This is a genomic window from Capnocytophaga cynodegmi, assembly GCF_002302475.1.
Classification (GTDB): Bacteria; Bacteroidota; Bacteroidia; order Flavobacteriales; family Flavobacteriaceae; genus Capnocytophaga; species Capnocytophaga cynodegmi.
This window is the reverse complement of the sequence record NZ_CP022378.1, coordinates 1756419-1777506: the sequence shown is the minus strand read 5'-3', so window position 1 is coordinate 1777506 and position 21088 is coordinate 1756419. Positions and strand designations below refer to the sequence as shown.

General features: G+C 35.2%; 12 protein-coding genes. 1 reads left to right on the top strand and 11 read right to left on the bottom strand.

Features of this window, described 5'->3' with window-relative positions:
- Positions 1-15 precede the first annotated feature (15 nt).
- The 3 genes from porW to CGC48_RS07935 form a co-directional block, all read right to left on the bottom strand.
- Positions 16-2526 (bottom strand): type IX secretion system periplasmic lipoprotein PorW/SprE, encoded by a 2511-nt coding sequence (porW, locus tag CGC48_RS07945; RefSeq protein ID WP_098029159.1) that lies wholly within the window; start codon positions 2524-2526, stop codon positions 16-18.
- Between the two features lie 91 nt (positions 2527-2617).
- Positions 2618-3358 (bottom strand): M15 family metallopeptidase, encoded by a 741-nt coding sequence (locus CGC48_RS07940; protein ID WP_232780481.1) that lies wholly within the window; start codon positions 3356-3358, stop codon positions 2618-2620.
- A 28-nt stretch (positions 3359-3386) separates the two neighbouring features.
- On the bottom strand, positions 3387-4607 hold the full coding sequence (locus CGC48_RS07935) for an aminotransferase class V-fold PLP-dependent enzyme (RefSeq protein WP_098029158.1): 1221 nt from the start codon (positions 4605-4607) through the stop codon (positions 3387-3389).
- 187 nt (positions 4608-4794) lie between these two features.
- On the opposite strand from CGC48_RS07935, the gene CGC48_RS07930 reads away from it, so the two are divergent.
- A complete protein-coding gene (locus CGC48_RS07930) occupies positions 4795-5919 on the top strand; it encodes a formimidoylglutamase (RefSeq protein WP_098029157.1) in 1125 nt (374 codons plus the stop codon).
- Between the two features lie 21 nt (positions 5920-5940).
- Here CGC48_RS07930 and CGC48_RS07925 read toward each other — a convergent pair whose 3' ends face one another.
- From CGC48_RS07925 to CGC48_RS07890, 8 genes are all read right to left on the bottom strand, one after another.
- Complete coding sequence (locus CGC48_RS07925; protein WP_098029156.1) at positions 5941-7395, bottom strand: sensor histidine kinase; 1455 nt, start codon at positions 7393-7395, stop codon at positions 5941-5943.
- 28 nt (positions 7396-7423) lie between these two features.
- Complete coding sequence (locus CGC48_RS07920) at positions 7424-7783, bottom strand: SPOR domain-containing protein (RefSeq protein WP_098029155.1); 360 nt, start codon at positions 7781-7783, stop codon at positions 7424-7426.
- A gap of 191 nt (positions 7784-7974) precedes the next feature.
- Positions 7975-9270, bottom strand: a complete 1296-nt coding sequence (gene fucP, locus CGC48_RS07915) for an L-fucose:H+ symporter permease (protein WP_098029154.1) — start codon at positions 9268-9270, stop codon at positions 7975-7977.
- Between the two features lie 226 nt (positions 9271-9496).
- Entirely contained in the window at positions 9497-11008 is a 1512-nt protein-coding gene (locus CGC48_RS07910) for a RagB/SusD family nutrient uptake outer membrane protein (protein WP_232780479.1), read from the bottom strand.
- Between the two features lie 32 nt (positions 11009-11040).
- Positions 11041-14118 carry a SusC/RagA family TonB-linked outer membrane protein gene (locus CGC48_RS07905; RefSeq protein ID WP_232780477.1) on the bottom strand — a complete coding sequence of 1026 codons (3078 nt, stop codon included), beginning with the start codon at positions 14116-14118 and terminating at the stop codon, positions 11041-11043.
- A gap of 226 nt (positions 14119-14344) precedes the next feature.
- Positions 14345-16096: a RagB/SusD family nutrient uptake outer membrane protein gene (locus tag CGC48_RS07900; RefSeq protein WP_098029152.1), complete on the bottom strand. Its 1752-nt coding sequence runs from the start codon at positions 16094-16096 to the stop codon at positions 14345-14347.
- Between the two features lie 18 nt (positions 16097-16114).
- On the bottom strand, positions 16115-19264 hold the full coding sequence (locus CGC48_RS07895; protein WP_157909891.1) for a SusC/RagA family TonB-linked outer membrane protein: 3150 nt from the start codon (positions 19262-19264) through the stop codon (positions 16115-16117).
- Positions 19265-19301: 37 nt separating this feature from the next.
- A complete protein-coding gene (locus CGC48_RS07890; RefSeq protein ID WP_098029150.1) occupies positions 19302-21086 on the bottom strand; it encodes an L-fucose isomerase in 1785 nt (594 codons plus the stop codon).
- Between the last annotated feature and the right edge of the window lie 2 nt (positions 21087-21088).

The window sequence follows — 21088 nt, the reverse complement described above, 5'->3', positions numbered from 1 at the left end:
TTCAATATGAAATTGTTACTCAACGAGATTCTTTTCGTAATCAAAATACTTTTCTTTCTCTTTTCTAATTTGCACCAAGCGATAATTTTCAGTTGCAATAACAAAGCTAGTAAACTTATGATTTGTTTGGATTTCTTGCAATTTTTCAATGATACTTTCTGCTGTATTTCGGTTTTGAAGTCCGTGAATAACAAGCCAAGTTTCATCAGGGCTGTAAATATCTTCTGACATAGAAATTTTATCCGAAATAGTAGCCAACTTCTCAATAAGTTGTAATTTAACTTCTTCCCTATTTTCCGTAGAAACATCTGCAAGAACTACTTTCCAAGACCTCGTCTTTTCATCGGAAACAAACTCTTCTTTCTCAATATTATTCAATTTTTCCAATAATTCAGCAGCAAGTTTACTTTCATCTGTTTCGGGATAATTAACCTTAACTTGCTCAAGGGCTTCACGATAAGATACAACGCCATACAAACGAGCAATCGCATCAGCCTTTAACATTTCCAATTTGGGAGCTACCGCTGTTTCACGGAAAGAAAGTCTATTTTCGTCCAAATTTTGCAGAATTTCTAAAATTTTTCCTTTCTGAAAATCAGCTGTAAGCGTATCCAAAAGTTCTTGAGCTTTCTGGTCTTTCTGCTGTTGAGAAGATATATTTCCTTTCAAAATACTAACATAATCTGACTCTGGGAATTTGTTAAATAATTGATTTTTAAAATCTTCAGATTTTGAACTATTCAAATCGAGATGATTTTTATACAACTCATAGAGGGCTCCAACTTCTAAATTAGCATCTGGATTGGCATTTAGCAAACTCTCCAAACGACTGATAGATAATTCATTGTCTCCAAATTTTGCTCTATATAAAACTCCTAATTGATATAAAGCCTGATTTCTATCTTTTTCTAATTGTATTATTTCAATTTCCGATTTTGGTAATTTTTCAACAAAAGATTCTGCTGTTACAAAATCATCCTCAACAGCAACTAACTCACTATCAAATTCTTCCAAAGATTGTGTAGTTGCTTTTTTTACCTTTGACGACCAACGCCAATTATCTTCCAATGCACGATTTCCCCAATACTGCTGAAATTGTTGCTTTCCATAGGCAATAGCCATCGGATTGTAAAAATAAAACTTCCCTCCTTGTTGTTCAGGAAGATTTTGAACATAAAATCCTGAACCTAAATCTTCTGCAGAAGTCATATTTTTTTGCTTTTGTTCTACAACCTTTTGCACGGAATCAATGTGTTTTTGAAAAAAACTCAATTGCTCCTCTTTGGATAATCTTGCTATTTTTATAATACTATCATTATGTTTTACAACATACTCAAGTTCCGTAATTTTAGCTAAATTTTCTTTTTTCCGCTCGATGTAAAGACGCTCAAAAGTATATTCTGGAATATAAGCCAACGTACTATCCAAATGGTGGTATGCTCCTGTATAATCTTTTTGTTCAAACAGAATTTCTGCAAGTCGTTCGTGTGTTTTTGCTTTAAGAGAATTATTTTCTTTATTGTTTTTCAACGACTTACGATAGAAACTCGTAGCAATTACTTTGTTATTTTCTTGAGTTAATGCTCCGTGCATAAAATAAAGAACATCTAACAAATCCTTATGCTCATAACGTTTTTCTAATTTTGTTAAATATTCCAAGAATTCTTGTTTCTGCTCAGGAGAAAAATCTTTATTTCGAGCTTTTCCTGCTTGAGCTTCCACCCACAATTTCCGTGAAATTTTCCAGTTCAAATCAATAACTTTTTCATAGGCAACAACGGCGGAATCTCTCTGTTTTTGCTTCTCATAAAGCTGGGCGGCAATGAAATAATATCTTCCTCTGAGTAACTTATTTTTAGTAAACTTTCCTGCCAAGTAAAGGGCTTCAGCTGCGTTGGGATACATTTCTTGATTGATATACGCCTGACCTAACGTTGCATAAGCTTCTGCTTTATCGTTTCTACGTAATTTTTCAGTCTCCAGCAATTCGTGAAGTTTTTCTATAGCAATTTTGTCTTTTCCCAACCGAAGATTTGTTTTCTGTACCCAAATAGCCGCTTCGGGAATACGCTCACTTTTTCCGTAGTTTGTAAGTAGATGGTTAAAAGCCTCTAAAGCAGGAAGAAAACGTTCGTTGTAATAACGTGATTTTCCTAACAGAACGTATGCGTCATCAATTTTATAATTCCGTTGGACACCCTTGAAAACCATTGAATGCAGCTGAATTGTTTTGATAGCTTTTTCCTCCGCTCGTTCAAAATTTGGATTTTCAATACCATCTAATTGTATTTTTCCTGACATCTTGATAGGTTCCACAGGTAAAATCTCGCTAAAATTATCTTGGTATTGCTCTTGAAGTTCCTTTAATCCCAAATCAAAAGCCTCTTCACCATTGAAAAGAACATTATACTTGGTAACGATGGGTTGCATTTGCCGATTGTAGTACGTGTTTGCATTAGGAGTACACCCAAACACAAGCAACTGAATCACAGCAAAAAAAGAAAAATATTGAACACGTTTTTTCATTTTTTGTTTTATGAAAATCTTAATTGAACCACGAAGTTACTGCTTTTATTTTGAAAAAAAAAGACTTTTAATTTTTTATTAGGAAAAGATTTTATTCGCATTCCCATACAAAATCTTCTACTTTTGAATTAATTTCAGGACGAAATTCATAATGCCACCATTCGGAGTAAATCGACTTAAAATTGTGTTTATGCAAAATTTCTTTCAAAAGTTTTCGATTTTTCAACACTTCTTCAGGCAAATTTGTGTAAGTATGATGTGCTTCCTTTTCAAAAAAATCAAAAGGAGTTCCCATATCAAGCTCTTTTTCATTCATATCAACCAGAGTTAAATCCACTGCAGCTCCTCGATTGTGTTTTGAACCTTTGGCAGGATTTGCTACGTAATGCGTTCCTGGCAAAATTGCCCACATTTTTTTCTGTACTGAAAGAGGACGATAACAATCAAATAATTTAATACGAAAACCCAATTTTTTAAACTCCTCATTAGCAGCTAACAAAGCCTTTGCTGTAGCTTTACGCAAATAACATTCAGGACAATCATATACCGCTTGTTTCAAAAAGTTATCTTCAGTAGCATACTTGATATCCAAAATAAAATCATCTGATAAACGCTTGATATTCACAAAGTCGGTATGAGGTGATATTTTTTCTTCTCTTTTAGAAATATCAAACTCGTTATCTTCATTTTCTGTAATAAGTACATTATCAGCCTTATATATATTTTCTACTTTAACTGTATCTATTTCCATTTTAGCAGAACGACTTTCATTATTATTTCTACAAGAAAAAAATAACACAGAAAGGAAAATAAAAAAAAGTACGTTTTTCATTTTCTGAATTTGATTTATATTTTTCGCATTATTGTAACATCATTTGTGCTTTTTTGAGACTTTCGATGAGAAAATCTATTTCCTTAAAGGTATTATAAACCGCGAAACTTACCCGAATAGTCCCCGAAATGCCATAAAACTGCATTATGGGTTGAGCACAATGATGTCCTGTTCTGACAGCAATTCCTAACTTATCCAATATAGTACCTACATCATATGGATGTATTCCTTTCAAATTGAATGAAATAACAGCTGTTCGTTTAGCCAGATTATCATCTCCGTAAATTTCAATTCCATCAATAGTTTTGAGCTTTTGGGTAGCATACTCTAACAACTTGTGCTCATAATTTGCTATATTTTCAATTCCAAGCTCGTGAATATAATCTATTGCACTTCCAAAGGCGATTCCTCCACAAATATTGGGAGTTCCCGCTTCAAATTTATGTGGTAAATCGGCATAAGTAGAAGCTTCAAACCGAACTTCTTTAATCATTTCTCCCCCACCTTGGTACGGAGGAAGTTTATTTAATAATTCTTCTTTGCCATAAAGTATTCCCACACCTGTCGGACCATACATTTTATGAGCAGATACAGCGTAAAAATCAACATCAAGAGCCTGAACATCAGGTTGAATGTGTGGAGAGGATTGAGCACCATCTACCAATACCACAGCTCCTTTTTCGTGAGCCTTTTCAATGATAATTTCAATAGGGTGTATGTTACCTAACGCATTGGAAACGTGCTGTACACATACTAATTTTGTTCGATTGGTTAACAATTTATCAAATGCATTGAGGTCCAAAATTCCCTTTTTATCCATTGGAATGACTTTCAAAATTGCACCACTTCGCTCACAGGCAAATTGCCAAGGAACTATATTACTATGGTGCTCTGATGCAGAAATGATAATTTCATCTCCCTCAGTTAAAATTGAGGCATATCCATTGGCTACCAGATTAATAGCTTCTGTAGTTCCAGAAGTAAAAATAATTTCAGATGACTTTTTCGCATTAAAATGACGTTGCAACTTCACACGAGCCTTCTCATAAGCATCTGTAGCTTCTTGGCTGAGCGTGTGTACACCTCGATGAATATTAGCATTCAAAAAAGAATAGTAATGTACGATACTATTTATCACTTGAACAGGCGTTTGTGATGTAGCTGCATTATCAAAATATATCAGAGGTTTACCATTTATTTTTCGTTCCAATATAGGAAAATCTTTTCGGATTTCTTCAATAGGTTTCATCAGTGATTGATTTAAATTCTACAGAAGCAAAAGTATTTATTTTTTTATGATATTTATAACGAATTGAAAATAAAATGTAACTTTGTAGCTCAGGTGTGGCTGAAGGTAAATCATATTTTTGATACTTTTATCCACAATTGTAAGATTTCATTGATATATAGTTGATAACTAATTTTTAATACACAAAATGCCTTTATTTTATTTACAACCTATTTCAAATTCAATCACTTCGCAAGAATACAAACAACAACAAATTGGTTTTCAAATTAAAAAACATATTTTGGAAGACGGATTACCTGATTTGGAAGGAGTTAAAATTGCATTTATCTGTATTGAAAATTCAGCTCAAAAAATGACCAATTTTCGGAAGAAATTATATTCCCTTTATGTAGGAAATTGGAATTTCACGATAGCAGATTTAGGAAATTTGATAGAAAGTCCTTCGGTAAAGGACACTTACTTTGCTATCAGAGAAATGGTCAGCTATCTTGCAAAAAAAGGAATTACTTTAATCGTGGTTGGTGGCGAACAGCATTTAACATACGCCTTGTACCGAAGTTTTGATGAGTTAGAACAAATGGTAAATTTGGTAAGCGTTGATGCAAAATTCGACTTTAATGATGAGGAAGAGCTATTTTCAGAAAACTCTTATTTTAGTAAAATCCTGACAGAAAGCCCCAATAACTTATTCGACTTCACCAACTTAGGATATCAATCTTATTATGTAGCACAAGAAGAGTTAGATTTGCTCGACAAAATGTGCTTCGATGCCTACCGATTAGGAAATGTGGTCAATGACTTACCTTCAATCGAACCAGCGGTGCGTGATGCAGACCTTGTAAGTGTAGATATGACAAGCGTTCAAGCTCGTGATGTAAATAGCGAAACGGGCTACGTGAATGGATTTTCGAATCGAGAAATTTGTACTATTTCTCGTTATGCAGGTATCAGCAATAATGTACAAGTTTACGGAATTTTTAATATCCCACAAACGGAATTAGCTTCGGAATTAGTAGCTGAAATGATTTGGTATTTCTATGAAGGATATAATTTCAGAATCAAAGAATTACCTATTGTTAATGATGACAACTATACAAAGTATATCGTTCCGATTGACGATGTCCAAATCGAATTTTTTAAAAGCAACTCCACAGGTCGTTGGTGGATGAAACCAGGAAGCGACAAATTTTCAGGACATCAAAATCATTTACCTTTAGGCTTAATGCCTTGCAATCAAAAGGAATATATTGAAGCAACTCAAGGAATTATACCTGAAAGATGGTGGAAATCTTACAGAAAATCAATGCAATAAATAGAATTAGCAAACAATGGTTTACTGCTGTTTCTCACTTTTTAGCCGAACGACAAATGTGCTCCCCTTACCTTCTTCAGAAGTTAGAGAGATTGTTCCGTTGTAAGATGAAACAATACTTTTTACCATCGCAAGTCCCAAACCACTTCCTGTAGATTTAGTAGTAAATTTTGGCTCAAAAATCTTATCCATATTTTCTGAGGAAATACCTATACCATTGTCACTTACAGATAGTTCAACAAAATCATCTGATTGTTCCAAAGAAACAATAATATTTCTATCAACCTGACCTTCAGTTGCTTGTAAGGCATTTTTCACTAAATTAGTTACAACACGCCCCATTTGGTCTTTATCAAACAAAACCACAATTTCCTTTTCTGGGCAGGTAAATGTAATATGCTTAGAATCAAAAATATCCAACGTTCTTTTAACTATCGGAACGACATTAAAGTATTCATCATTTTTATCAGGCATATTGGTCAAAGCAGAAAAAGCTGTTGATATATTACTCAGAATATCAATCTGTTGAATCATCGATTCACAAAATTCATTTACTTCCTCGTTATTTTCAGGCTGCTTTCCAAACTTTCGTTGAAAACTTTGTACAGAAAGCCGCATTGGGGTAAGTGGGTTTTTTATTTCGTGAGCCACTTGTTTAGCCATTTCTCTCCAGGCTTGTTCTCTTTCGGACTTGGCTAACAACACTTTACTATTCTCAATTTCGTCAATCATACTATTATAAGCTCCTACTAACTGACCTATTTCAGTACTTGGCGATTTAAGTATAATTTTTTCATTCCGTTCCAAAAGACGAGTTCTTTCAAGCCTATTTTCAATGGTTTTCAAGGACTTAGTTATATAAGATGAGATAAAATACGCCAAAATCAGTGCTAAAACCAACAATGAAAAATACACCATTGAAAGATTGTACAAAGACCCTTCCAAAGCTCTTTCATTGAACGTATCGTTTTCAAAATAAGGAATATTTAAAACGGCAATTGGTTTAAACTGCAAGTCATTTACGTAGCCATACGAAGTCTGGTACCCCCTGCCTTCCAGCTCTTTATGCTCAGAAAAACGTTTATCAATATTTGTTGAAAGTTGTTGTAAAATTTCCTTTGAGATTTTCAAAGTATCCTTTTTATTACCAATTACGGCTCGTGAACTTTTTAGGAGATTTCCATTAAAATCATATAAATCAAAGTTTACGTTTAAAATATTAGCAATATTATATATTGACTCCCTGAAAATCAAAGGAATATACGATGTTTCAACTGGATATGTAGTTTGTGAAAGAACATACTGAATTTGGGTTTTGATTTGGCTTTCCTTGTCTATCAATCGCTCATCGTGATATTCCACAGCTTGTTTTTGGTATTGAAGAATCATCACCACTGCAATAGTAGCAAAAGCGATCAACACCAAGAAAGTCATACTCAGAAAGATACGCAACCGAAGCGAATTTTTCTTAAACATACCAAAACCCCTCACTTTTCTGAAAAAATTATTTTTTAGGAGCCATTACAAAAGCTGCTGGATATACTTTTTTTACTTCAATCAAATGTTTTTCAGCTTCAAGCCGAGTTCTGAAACTTCCAACTCGGATTTTGTAGTTCGGAGTTTCAAAAATTAACTGAGAAGGATATTGTTTGAGTTGTTCCTTAACCTTTGTCAAAGCTTCGTTAGCTCCTGCAATATTTCCGTTATAAATTTGTATTTGATAAGCACTCTCGTTTTTTGCTACTTCTTTTTTCAATTCCATTAACTCAGAAATATTATTTTCCTGATTAATAGTTACTTGAGAATATAAAGAAGAAGTTATAAGTGTAAAAATAAATCCCAAAACAATTTGTAAACGAACCATAAATTTTCTTTCTTTTGATGAATAGAAGGCAAAAATAATGATTTTAGCCCAAAAGACAAATTATTTTTAGATTTACACAATTAGTTATGCAAGAGAACATTAGAAAAATTATAATTTTTTTCAGAAAACAAAAAATCTCTATAGAATTTTCTTCCATAGAGATTTATTACAATAAAAAACAATTAAAAGTATTATGAGCCTAATTTTTTGCTATTGTGCACTCGAAATCCATAAATACCTATAATTAAGAAACATAATAACGGAAGTACAAAAGAAACATTAACAGCTGCAAGATTGCCAACTTTTTGCAAATCAATAATACTTCCTTGTAAAGGAGGCATCAATGCACCACCCACAATAGCCATAACTAATCCTGCTGCTCCCAATCCTGTATCTTTTCCTGTATTTTCGAGTGCTAAGCCATAAATTGTAGGAAACATCAATGACATAAAACCTGATGTGAGAATCAAGCAATATAAACCTAACATTCCTTCGATAAAAATGACTCCTAAAATAGAAACAAATCCACCAATGGCGAAAATCGTGAGCATAAGTGATGCCTTTACGTATTTCATCAAAAAAGTACTTACAAATCGTGAAGAAAGAAAAATAGCCATTGCTAAAATATTGTATCTCTGAGCAGTAGCTTTATCCAAACCGATATTCTCAGCATACTGAATAATAAACGTCCAGCACATAATCTGAGCAGCTACATAAAAAACTTGAGCTATAACTCCTTCACGATATATCTTATTTACAGACAATCTTTTAAGGCTTCCTAAAAAATCTATTTTTTCAGTAGTTTTTTGTTGTGTTTCAGGCATTTTAACAAGAGAGATCACAATCAACATCAGTAAAACAAAAAAACCGAGAAGAATGTAAGGTTGGCTAACGATTCCCAAATCGTGAGTTCGGATTGATATCTTTTCTGCCTCGGGCAAAGTTTGAAATATCAGATTTCCAGCACCATCACGTTTATCTGATTCTAAATTAGAAAGGACAAAGTTCGAAGCAACAAACATTCCTAAAAGCGAACCCATTGGATTGAAAGCTTGTGCCAGATTCAGCCTACGAGTTGCAGTAACTTCACTTCCCATTGAAAGAATGAAAGGATTTGCCGTAGTTTCCAGAAAAGCTAATCCAAAAGTTAAGATATAAAGTGAAATTAGGAAGAAAGAAAATTCTTGCCTTTGTGCAGCTGGATAAAACAATAAAGCCCCAACGGAATACAACAGCAATCCCAATAAAATTCCTTTCTTGTAGTTATATTTCTGTGCAAAAATTGCAGCAGGGATTGCCATAGTTCCGTAACCTCCATAAAAAGCAAACTGGACTAAGGCGGCTTTACTCACAGGAATTTCCATCACAGTCTGAAATGCAGCTACCATAGGGTTGGTAATATCATTAGCAAAGCCCCAAAGAGCGAACAAACTGGTTATAAGTACAAAAGGAATAATGTACTTTTTTTCTACTATTTTTGGTTTCATATGGTTGGTTTTGATTTGTATGGCGTAAAGTTATGCTTTTTAAAGATATTTTCAAAAGAAACTAGCAAAATAAATAGAAATTCAATCAGTGAAAAATAGTAATAATAATTCTTAATTTTTATTACATCTAATCTTTTATTCAGAATAAAAAGAAAGAAACGAAACATTTACGACTACTAATAAGTGTTTTATAAATAATTAAGCCTCCTTAGGGAGGCTTAATTATTTACTTTTCATAGTTAGGATTTTGAACCAATATCCCCTTATTTCTATCTATTTCTGATTGAGGAAGTGGCCAAAGATAATTTTTATCTTCAAATTTGTAGTCCAACATTCCATCTTTGACTGCATTAAGAGTGGTTTTAGCAACTCTCCAACGTTTCAAGTCAAAATAATGTAGCCCTTCAAAAGCTAATTCAACACGGCGTTCGTGACGGATGCGAGTACGCATATCACTTTGCGATAATCCACTCGGAAGTATAGGCATTGAAGAACGCACACGTATCTTATCAACATAATCCTTAGCAATAGACACATTGCCAAGTTCATTTTCTACCTCAGCTTTCATTAGCATTACATCTGCATAACGCATAATTATCCAGTCTTGTTGACTTTGTGTTCCATAATCATAAGGCACTTGTGCTGTTGGGTCTAAAAATTTTGCTAAACCTATATTTGTATGAGAAGGATTACCTGATTTGTACTCAACTCCATTAACAGAATATTTCTCAATAAAGATAGTTTTCGCTAATCTGGAGTCTCGTTTTGCCATAGCCTGTTTGTTGAAAACTGTCGTATTAACAATACCTTTACCTGTGTACTCTACTGGAACTCCTTGAGAGCCGTCAACCATTTCAAACTCATTGATAAAATTAGCCAACGGAGCTACATTTACCCAATTGCCATACCAAACATCAGCTTGAGTGTAATTATTAGGTGCTAAAAACTTCACTGACATCATAATTTCAGAGCATTTTTCCTGATTAGCATTGAGAAAATTATCTTCAAAATTTGGAGCTAATTCGTATCCTGAAATACTATTGAGTAAAGTTTGTGCTTCTAACATTTTTGAAGAGACGGCATTCCCTTGTTCATCGTAAGCAGTATACAGAATCATACGAGCTTTATAAGCTTTAGCAGCATCTTGTGTCCATAGTCCTTTAGCACTAAGATAAGTCCCAGAAGATAAGTTTTCTATTGCAAAATCCAAATCTTTCATTATAAATTGATACACATCTTCTGCAGACTTTTTAGGTTGATATTGTGTTTCGAGTGTGAGAGGTTTATCGATGATGGGAACATCTCCATAACAACGATAAAGGTAACTATAAAAGTGTGCTCGAATCATACGAGCCTCTGCTTCGCTAACTTTTTTTTCTTCTGCACTTAGCCCTTCAAAAGCCTGTAATTTCTCTATGAAATCATTAGCACGTGCTACGTACTCAAAAGACCTTTTATAAACCTCAGCTATAAATCCGTGATTTGTTGAAGAAATATTACCCTGCTTAATATCGGAGGAGCCTCCAAAGGTGTGTTGGTCAAAACCATTATCGGTTAAATTATCCCAAATAGGAAGTCGAGATGAGAAATAAGTATCTTGCATCGCTCCATAACAAGCAGTTAAAGCCAAGGTGTAGTCTGCCTTTGTCTTCCAAAAGGTGCTGGAAAAAGGTCTATCATTTGGATTAAGTTCCAAAAAATCACGATCACAAGCCAACAACACGAATATTGTCGTCATTAATATAGTTATCTTTTTCATCATTTCATATTTTAAAGTTCAATATTAAGTCCCATTGACACTATCCTGTTTTGAGGATACTGTGCAAATCGTCCATCTTGTAAGCGTTCTGGATCAAGCCCTTTATAATTAGTTATAGTGAAAAGATTGTCTCCAGAAAAATACACTCTTAACTTACTTATCCCACATTTTTCAGTAACATAAGTTGGAAATGAGTATCCAAATGTTAAGTTTTTCAAACGCAAGTAAGACGCATCGTGCAAATACCACGTACTAGGACGTCTATTTTGTGAATTGTTAGAAAAATCGAAGGTCAAACGAGGATACTCATTAGTGGAACCTTCTTTCGTCCAACGATTATCGGCAAAATCACGAGTAGGAGGTGTTCCCTGCCTGAAAGGATCATATCCCCAACCATTGGCATAAATTTTCCGTCCTTGGACTCCCTGAAATAACAAGGAAAAGTCAAAACCAAACCACGAGGCATTGGCATTAAAGGAATATTCAAAATCTGGAAAACGTCCGTTTACTACAATACGATCATCATTATTTACTACGCCATCTCCATTCACATCACGATATTTAAAATCACCCGGAACGACTGCATCACTAAACTGTTTTGGAGAATTTTCAATTTCCTTCTGATTTTGAAACACTCCAATTTTTTCAAGTACGTAATATGAATTATAAGGCAAATCATTCTCTCGAATAACATAACTATCAATTTCACGTGTTCCAAAATTTGTAAGTCTATTTCGGGATATATCTACATAAAACCCTAACCCATACATAAACCCATCTAGTTTTCCTCCATTGATAGCACCGTTATACTGAACAGAAACTTCGTGCCCATAATTAATCATATCACCATCATTTATATATGGAGCAGATTTCCCCAAAACATTGGTAACCTGCGCTCTGCGTAAAATATCGTATGTGTGTTTACGATAATAATCATATGTTACAGATAAACCTTTAAACAAGGTTAAATCAACTCCAAAATCAGTAACTGAAGTTGATTCCCATTTGATAGAATTATTCGCAAGAGCAGTTTGAGCAACACCAGGACTTAAAGTTAGATTATCAAATGGATATGCTCCTTCAAATCCTAACAAATCTTGATAACCGTAAGGAAAATCAATTCCTCCATCTGTGAAAAAAATATTCTGGTTACCCAACATACCATATGATGCTCGAAACTTCAAATTATTTAGCCAACCTATGTTTGCATTTTTAATAAACTCTTCCTCAGTAACCCTCCAACCTACAGAGAAAGAAGGGAATACTCCCCATCGGTTATCCTTAGCAATACGTGAAGTTCCATCATAACGAACATTTCCTTCCAACAGATAACGTCCTTTATAATCGTAGTTAAAACGCCCAAATACCGATTGTAAAGCCCACTGAGTAGATGTACCTTTATTAGTTTGTACCGCTGCTGTACCTGCATCAAGTTCTTGTAAAATCATTGAGGGATAATACTGACGATAGCCTCTCAAAAAATTATATGTGTTTTCCTCCTGACTATAACCAACCTGTAAATTTACATTATGACTTTCTCCTAATGTAGTAGCATACTTCAAGTAAGAGAAAAAATTAGCATAGAAGTTCCTCGTTTCAGTAACCTGCAATCCCTGTCCTCCCACATCAAGGAGTCCTGTTCTTTCACCTGTATGAAAATTGTACTGAACCACATCAGGTCGCCAATCTTTTTCCCCTTGTTGCGTATAGTTAACCGCTATTTTGGTGTACCAATTTAAGTTTTTTAACAACTTAATATCTGCCCAAAGTTGTGAACTAACATCATACTTTTTATTCTTCTTCAACACATCATTTTCAACAATTGCTGCCATATTTTTGTTTCTAGATTCGAAATCATATGCACTACTCACGTAACGCCCATCAGATAAAAAAGGTGCATAGGTAGGTGCTTGTGCTAAGGTTGAAAGAAAAGCGTCGTCTTGGTTTTGACGAGGTTGTTCTCGTAGGCCTCTCTCTAAACCTACGTTTGCCCCAATTGTAAACCAAGGTTTAATATCTGATTTCAAATTCAGACGAAAATTTACTTTCTCAAAATCAAAGCCTTTCATAGTTCCAGGTTGATCTACATACCCCAAACCTAAATTATAAATGGTACCTTTCACTCCGCCATTAAGTGATAAATTATGCGTTTGCACGAAAGCAGGATTAAACATATAATCTAACCAATCAAAATTAGGATATTTCTCACGATCGGTAGCACTTTCATAAGCTCTAATCATCTCTTCTGTATAGGTATCCTTTGGTGAGGCAATCCCTGAATTTCTTTTTGCTTCGTTAAAAAGACGCATATACTCAGCAGAATTAGTAACAATATCCAGCATCTTTGTTGGTGTATGCAAAGCAAAATTATTAACATATTCCACCTTAAAAGCTCCATCAGAACCTGATTTTGTTGTAACTAAGACAACTCCATTAGCAGCTCGTGAACCATAAATAGCCGCAGAAGCAGCATCTTTCAATACAGAAATATTTTCAATATCATTAGGATTTAGAGAACTCAGTGAACCTGGCACTCCATCAATAAGCACCAAAGGATCTGAACCTGCAGAACTGTAAGTTCCTTGTCCCCGCACCCTAATTTGAACATTTTCAGCTCCAGGTTGTCCTGTACCTTGTACAACACGCAATCCAGGAACCTGTCCTTGTAGCATAGTTTGAGGGTTGGTCACAGGGCGTTTGCTTAATTCCTTTGCAGAAATGGTAGCCACAGCTCCTGTTAGATTTTCTTTTTTCTGAACTCCAAACCCCACTACTACTACGTCCCCAAGTTGTTGTGCATCTTCTTTTAACACTACATTAAGTGTAATTTTTTCTCCCTGTCCTATTTTTTTAGTTTGTGTTTGAAATCCCACAAAACTAAATTCCAACACATCGCCCTGTTTGGCCTCAATTGCATAGTTCCCATCAAAATCGGAACTAACTCCTCGTGTAGTCCCTTTTACCAAGATACTGGCACCAGGTAAAGGACTATTGTTTTCATCAGTAACCTTTCCAGTTACTTTTACTTGTGCTGATAGTGGCAATGCCAATAACATCAACACAAGTATTGCAAGTAATTGTTTCAACATATTTTGATTTAATTTAAAAGTTTCGATATAATTACAAATCGAAAGTATTAGAAAACACTTCACATTTAAAAAACAAGTTTTTACTCTACAAATTTATTAAAATTTTATTTTATAAAAAAAATTAACAAAAATATTTTTTAATACCAAAAAATATTTAACACAAAAAGAGACCAACTTAAAGTTGGTCTCTTTTTATCAATTCATAGATATGCTCTCTAATTATGAATTACCAGCCTGGATTTTGTTTTAATTTAGGATTTAAAGTTATTTGATCTATTGGAATTGGCAACAAGTAATCCCTTTCAACTTTAAATTGATAACCAGAAGGTAGTGTCTTTTGATAAGGGTCTATGTAGCCATTACTATCTTGTAGTAAAGCGTTATAAATGTCTTGCGTAAACTCCTTATCAATAAATGGTGCAAATTGTGCTTTCTTAGCTCCTTTAGGTTTCCATCCAACAATAAGCTCATCAGCTGCTGCCCAACGCCAAATATCATCGTGACGATACCCTTCAATTGCTAACTCTACCCTACGTTCTCTTCGAACTTCATTAATGATAGGAGAAAGTGCTGGGAACTGCCAATTGGGGTCTTTTTCAATAGCATTAATGTTTAGACTTGGCATCCCAACTCTTTTTCTCAATTTATTGATTGTATTATCTATATCCATCTGAGTGATTGTTCCTAGCTCTGCTTTGGCTTCTGCACTAATTAAAAGAGCTTCAGCATAACGGAAATAGATATATCCCGCAGAGCCCTTGCCAATTTCTTGTTGGGTCTGGTCTGTATTATGTCCTTTATACAACTGGTAACCTGTCACACATTTATCCTCGTTAGGTCCGTAAAATGCGGGATACTTGAATGCATTAGGAGGAGTTGAATTATGAGTAATAAAATGTTTACCATCATTTACTTGCATAGTTTGATTCAAACGAGGGTCTCTGTTCGTCACAACATCTACCAATGTAGCATCTCCTTTATAAAGAGAACTGCTTGTAATAGGTTTCCCATCAGTACAAAGGTAAGTATCTATCAAACTCTTAGTAAACCCTTTTCCAAGCCCAAGTCGAGAGTATCTTGCCCAAAATGTATAAAGTCCATCAGAGGGGCTGTACTTTCTCCAAAGCATAATTTCTCTACTTGTGGAATAGTCTGTTTGGTTAAATAATGACCAGTAGCCATTCTCTACACCTTCATTGTCCAATGAGTACGCTCCAGAGTTAATAACTGCATCAGCTGCATCAGCTGCCAATTTCAAGAAGTCAGAACCATCTTTTCCTACAACACCAAAAGGTGTTCCTGCGTGGTATTTTTCCCAAGTACCCTCATACAACGCTATACGAGCTTTTAAAAGTTGTGCAATTTCTTTATTGACACGAAAAGATTCTCCTGCTGTTTTGGCTGGGAGATATTCAATAGCCTTATCTAAATCAGCAATCATTTTATGTGCGATCTCATAACGAGATTCTCTTTCTTTGTAAAGCTCTTCTTTGTCATCAAGTGTCAATGCTTTTTCATACCAAGGCAAATCACCATATTTTTTCAACAAAGAAAAATAAAGTAGTGATTTAAAGAAATATGCTTCACCAACATATTTTTTATATTCATCAAATTTAGCAGGTACTTTGTGATAATTACCTAAGAAGTAATTAACATTTCGAATACTTGCCCAATTCCAATTATTATTATCACTTGCAGGAATTTGTCTTTCCCCATTAAGGTTATTTCTGTCATAATCAACCTTAATCATATTATCACTACCCTCATCAGCATCTTTTCCATAAGGTCCAAAGGTATGGTATGCCCTAATATCACCCGGAAGATAGTTATTATAGAAATTATTAGCGTATAAACGTACTTGATTGGTGGATTTCCAAAAATCCTCATCTCTTATATGATCTTTAGGAGTTTCATCTAACTGACAGGCAGTAAAAGGCACTAAAGCACCTAAAGCTACTATTTTAAATATGTTTTTCATTTCGAATATTTTAAATTGTTAAAATTCCAGATTAAGCCCTATAGAATAGGTACGTTGTAAAGGATAAATCTTAGCATCTCTGATGGATAACTCTGGATCTAACACAGAATGTTTTTTCATAGGAGAGAAAGTATACAAATTATCCACACCTACAAATAATCTGAATCTACTCATTTTTAGTTTTTCAATAATATCACTAGGTAATGAATATCCTACCTGTAAGTTTTTGATACGCAAATAGCTGGCATCTTGCAAGTACTTTGTTTGCTGTCGATTGTTTTTATTCATCATATCTCCATTCATATAAAACTTAGGAAAATATCCGTCAGGGGTTTCTGGCGTCCAACGATCTTCTAGGTGGATTGTAAAAGGAGAACTTTGCCATTCACTACCTGTAATACCCCAAAAATAGTTACTTCCTACCCAAGCGTCGCGTTTTCCAACACCTTGTAAGAAAATACTAAAATCAAAATTTTTGTATTTACCATCGAGCAAAAGACTATAATTATAACGAGGTGTATCATTTCCTATAATCTTTTTATCCCCAGGATTGTCAAGAGTTTCATTTCCCCAGTCAATTACTCCATCACCATTGAGGTCTTTATATTTAATATCTCCTGCACTCCAATTTTTGTACAATTTGCTTTGATCAGGCGACGAAGCAATATCAGCATCATCTTTAAAATAACGATCCGTCTCATATCCCCATATTTCTCCCATTTTTTTTCCTACATACCAATTATTAATAAATTTCTTTTCATTAGGATACTCTGTAACAACTCCCTGGTAATCACTTAGTATGAATTTCGCTCCATACGTAAAATTATCCCCAATTTGATCTCTCCAATTCAAAGTTACTTCCCAACCATCAGTACGGAATCCAACACTATTGGTTTGTGGCACCCCAGTTCCAAGAGTATTAGGTAATAAGGCGGCAGGTCCAATATAATCTTTCACATTTTTGCGATACCAGTCAAATTCTAACGACAAACGATTCTTGAAGAAAGAAGCATCAAAACCAAAATCAATAGTGTTAGTTGTAACCCAAGTAAGAGTTGGATCAACCAATCCTGGCAATGTTATATAAGCTTCACGTCCTTTCTCAAAAATATAATTACTTTTGGCTGTTGAAGTTGTTCCTAAGTTAGGAAAAAAAGGATAAGTTCTCTTATACCAGTCATTTTCATATATAGATAAAGATTGATCTCCTAAACTTCCATAAGAACCTCTAAGTTTTAACGATGTAACCACATCATTTTCTGGCCAAAAACTTTCCCTATGAACATTCCAACCAGCAGAAAAACCAGGGTAGAATCGCCAACGACTATCCGCTAAAAATTTAGAAGCACCATCGTAACGTCCGACAACCTCAATTAGATAACGATCATCGTAACTATAATTTATACGGCCAAAAAACCCTGCACTAACCAAGTGACGAATAGTGTCTGAAATAGAAGGAGAAGCTCCCGAAGTAAGACTTAATGAAGGGAAAGTATCTGAATACAAGTTATTATTCGAAGCTGACATAGATAAAAAAGATGAACGTTCACCTACAAAACCTGCCAACAATTTAAAATCGTGTTTGTTCAAACGAAAATCATAATTGGTAAAAGCATTGAAAGTATGATCCTCTCTTCTCTCAAAATAACGTTCAATTGAGTTAACACTAGTGTGTTCCATAGCTCTTTTTTGTCCGTCAGGGAGTGTTTCGTAAATCGTAGCCCAATGATTGTAGTTATTTCCAAAAGACCCTGAGTAAGTATAATTAACAGTTGTAGAGAAACCTTTGAAAGGCTTAAAAATTATTTCTCCTGTTAATGAAGGTTTATCCCAAATTTCTTTGAAACGGCTATTCTCCATATATGGAATGTTACTATGTTGAGAATATTCACCATTAGGCAAAAAAAGTGGCACTGTAGGGAATTTTCTTGGTATTTGGTGAAACCAATTATCTCCTGTTAAACCACCTCCTCTATTAGGCCTATCAAAATCTTCCCGTGCATATGCTAGACGTACACCAAAAGTCAACCATTTTGTTGCTTCAGTAGTCACATTTGCTCTCAAATTATAACGTGTAAAAGTATCTTGCCCATAACGGAAAAGACCATCTTTTTTGTTAATCCCTAATCCCACATAATAAGTCGTTGATTCTGTACCTCCATTAACACTCATAGTATGCTGAGATGAAAGAGAAATGTCTTTTAGTAAAATTTTAAACCAATCGTTGTTAGCATTGGCTCCCATCCATTCGCTCCATTTATTTTCTCCTGGCTGTTTTACAGTTTCATCAAGAAAAGTTCCTGCTTGATAAGCTTTAATTCTATCAATGACTTCATTTGCAAACAAAGGAGAACGCCCAGCGTTAGCAGCTGTTTCGTTATAAAAATTTGCAAAATCAAGAGAATTTGGCATTTTAGGAACTCCAATAGGCTGAGCATATCCAAAATTATTAGAGTAAGAAAAAGTTGTTTTTGCTCCTTTACGTCCCTGTTTCGTTTTTATGATAATCACTCCATTAGGTGCAGAAGAACCATATACGGCTGCCGCTGCGGCATCTTTCACTACTGAAATACTTTCAACATCATTAGGGTTTACAGCGTTAAGGTCTCCGCCTTGTACTCCATCAATTACAATAAGAGGTCCATCACTTCTTCCCAATCCTGTAAAACCGCGAATATTCAAGTTTTTACTTGAGTTAGGTTCTCCACCTCCAGTTCCAGTTGTTACATTCAAGTTTCCAACAGCACCCTGTAATCCTTCTGATAATTTTGTAATAGGTCTATCTGCAAGTACTTTTGAATCAACAGTTGCTACAGCACCAGTTAAATTCTCTTTCTTCTGAGTACCATATCCAACAACTACCACATCGCTAAGTTGTTGTGCATCTTCCTTTAATATTACGTTAATAGTTTGTTTACCACTACCTGTTACTTTTTTGGTTTGGGTCTGAAACCCGATAAAAGAAATTTCCAACACATCACCTTGTTTGGCTTCAATTGCATAGTTTCCGTCAAAATCGGAACTAACTCCGTGCGTAGTCCCCTTTACCAAGACACTAGCACCTGGCAATGGATTATTACTCTCATCGGTAACCTTTCCAGTTACTTTAACTTGTGCTGATAATGGCAATGCCAACAGCACAAATATTACACATAATTGTTTAAACATATTTGATTGTTTTAAAAAATGATTACTAATTTTTAGGCTATTTATACAGAGCCCCATAAGTTTGACAGGCACGATAATCGGAACCTTCTTTGTCCATACCAAAGCCACTCCACGCTGACGGACGGAAAACATCCTTATCAGCAATGTTGTGCATCTGAATTGGAATACGAAGCATTGACGCTAATGTAATTAAATCGGCTCCTATATGACCATAACAAATTGCTCCGTGATTCGCTCCCCAATAAGCCATCACTGAGTACACATCTTTGAAATTATCCTTAGTTGGATCCAAACGCGGAACAAACCAAGTAGTAGGCCACGTTTGATTAGTACGTTCGTCTAATACTTTGTGGATTTCATCAGGGATATCCACCGTCCAACCTTCAGCTATCTGTAACACAGGTCCAATACCCTTTATCAAATTGAGTCGGCACATTGTTACTGGCATTTCCCCAACAGTTTTAAACTGTGAAGAATAGCCTCCTCCACGGAAATACTCGTGGTCAGCCTGTGGCCAGAGTGTATTTTCTAAACACGCTTGAACATCTTTTTCAGTTACTTCCCAGTAAGGCTTCATAACGTGCTCTCCTTTATCGTTTAGCATTCGTCCCGTAGCATCAAGGGTCGTAGAACCTGAGTTGATTAAATGAATAATCCCATCTTTTGCTCTGCCAGTCAGTTTTTTACCTGTAACACGCTCTACCGACTCAGGACTCCAATAAGTACGAACATCTGAGAATATTTGGGCTGTTCCCGTTAGTAAATGTCCGAAAAGCATTGAAATTCCGTTGAGGCAGTCGTTCTCTGTGGCCACTACAAAAGCCTGACGGATGCCGTTCCAATCAAAAGAAGAATTCAAAATAGCTTCAGCAAAATCGCCATTTGGTAAGTAGTCCGTCCATTGACGTTGTCCTTGGAAGCCTGAAACGATGGCATTTCGTCCGTGTGACTCTTCTCCAAAACCCATTTCTTTAAGTTTAGGATTTCCTACCATCATATCTCGAATGATAATAGTCATTTTTACAACCATTTCCCATTCGTATTCTTTACGTTTATCGTCTATTTTATTATGAGGTTTGTTGATGTCAATACCTTCTTTGCAATGTTTTTTCGTCCATTCCATTGCTTTTTTATATTCCTCTTGGTCGAAAATACCTTCATCTATCCTGCGTAGAATTTCTATCATATCAACAAACTCAGTACGTATACCAAAGTAATCTTGCAGAAAATGAATATCTACCATTGAACCTGCAATTCCCATTGAAGAATAACCAAGTGATAGATAAGATTTTCCTTTCATATAAGCGACCGCAATCCCAGCTTTAGCAAAGCGAAGGATTTTCTCCTGAACATCTTTTGGAATAGAAGTATCGTTAGCATCTTGTACTTCGTGGCCATAAATACCAAAAGCTGGTAATCCTTTTTGTGAATAACCTGCCAAAGCCGCAGCAAGATACACAGCTCCAGGACGTTCCGTTCCATTGAAACCCCAAACAGCTTTCGGGACAAGCGGGTCAGTATCCATAACCTCCGTTCCGTAACACCAACAAGGAGTTACAGTTAGCGATACGCCCACTCCCTCACGTTGAAATTTATCGGCACACATTGCAGCTTCGGCAACACCACCAATAGTTGTATCAGCAATAACGCATTCCACTTTTTGTCCATTCGGGAAACGTAAATTCTCTTCGATAAGTTTGGCAGCAGCTTGTGCCATTTTCATTGTTTGTACTTCGAGCGACTCACGAACGCCTCGTTCACGCCCATCAATTACGGGTCGGATACCTATTTTAGGCAAACGCCCTATTAATCTTTCCTTCATAT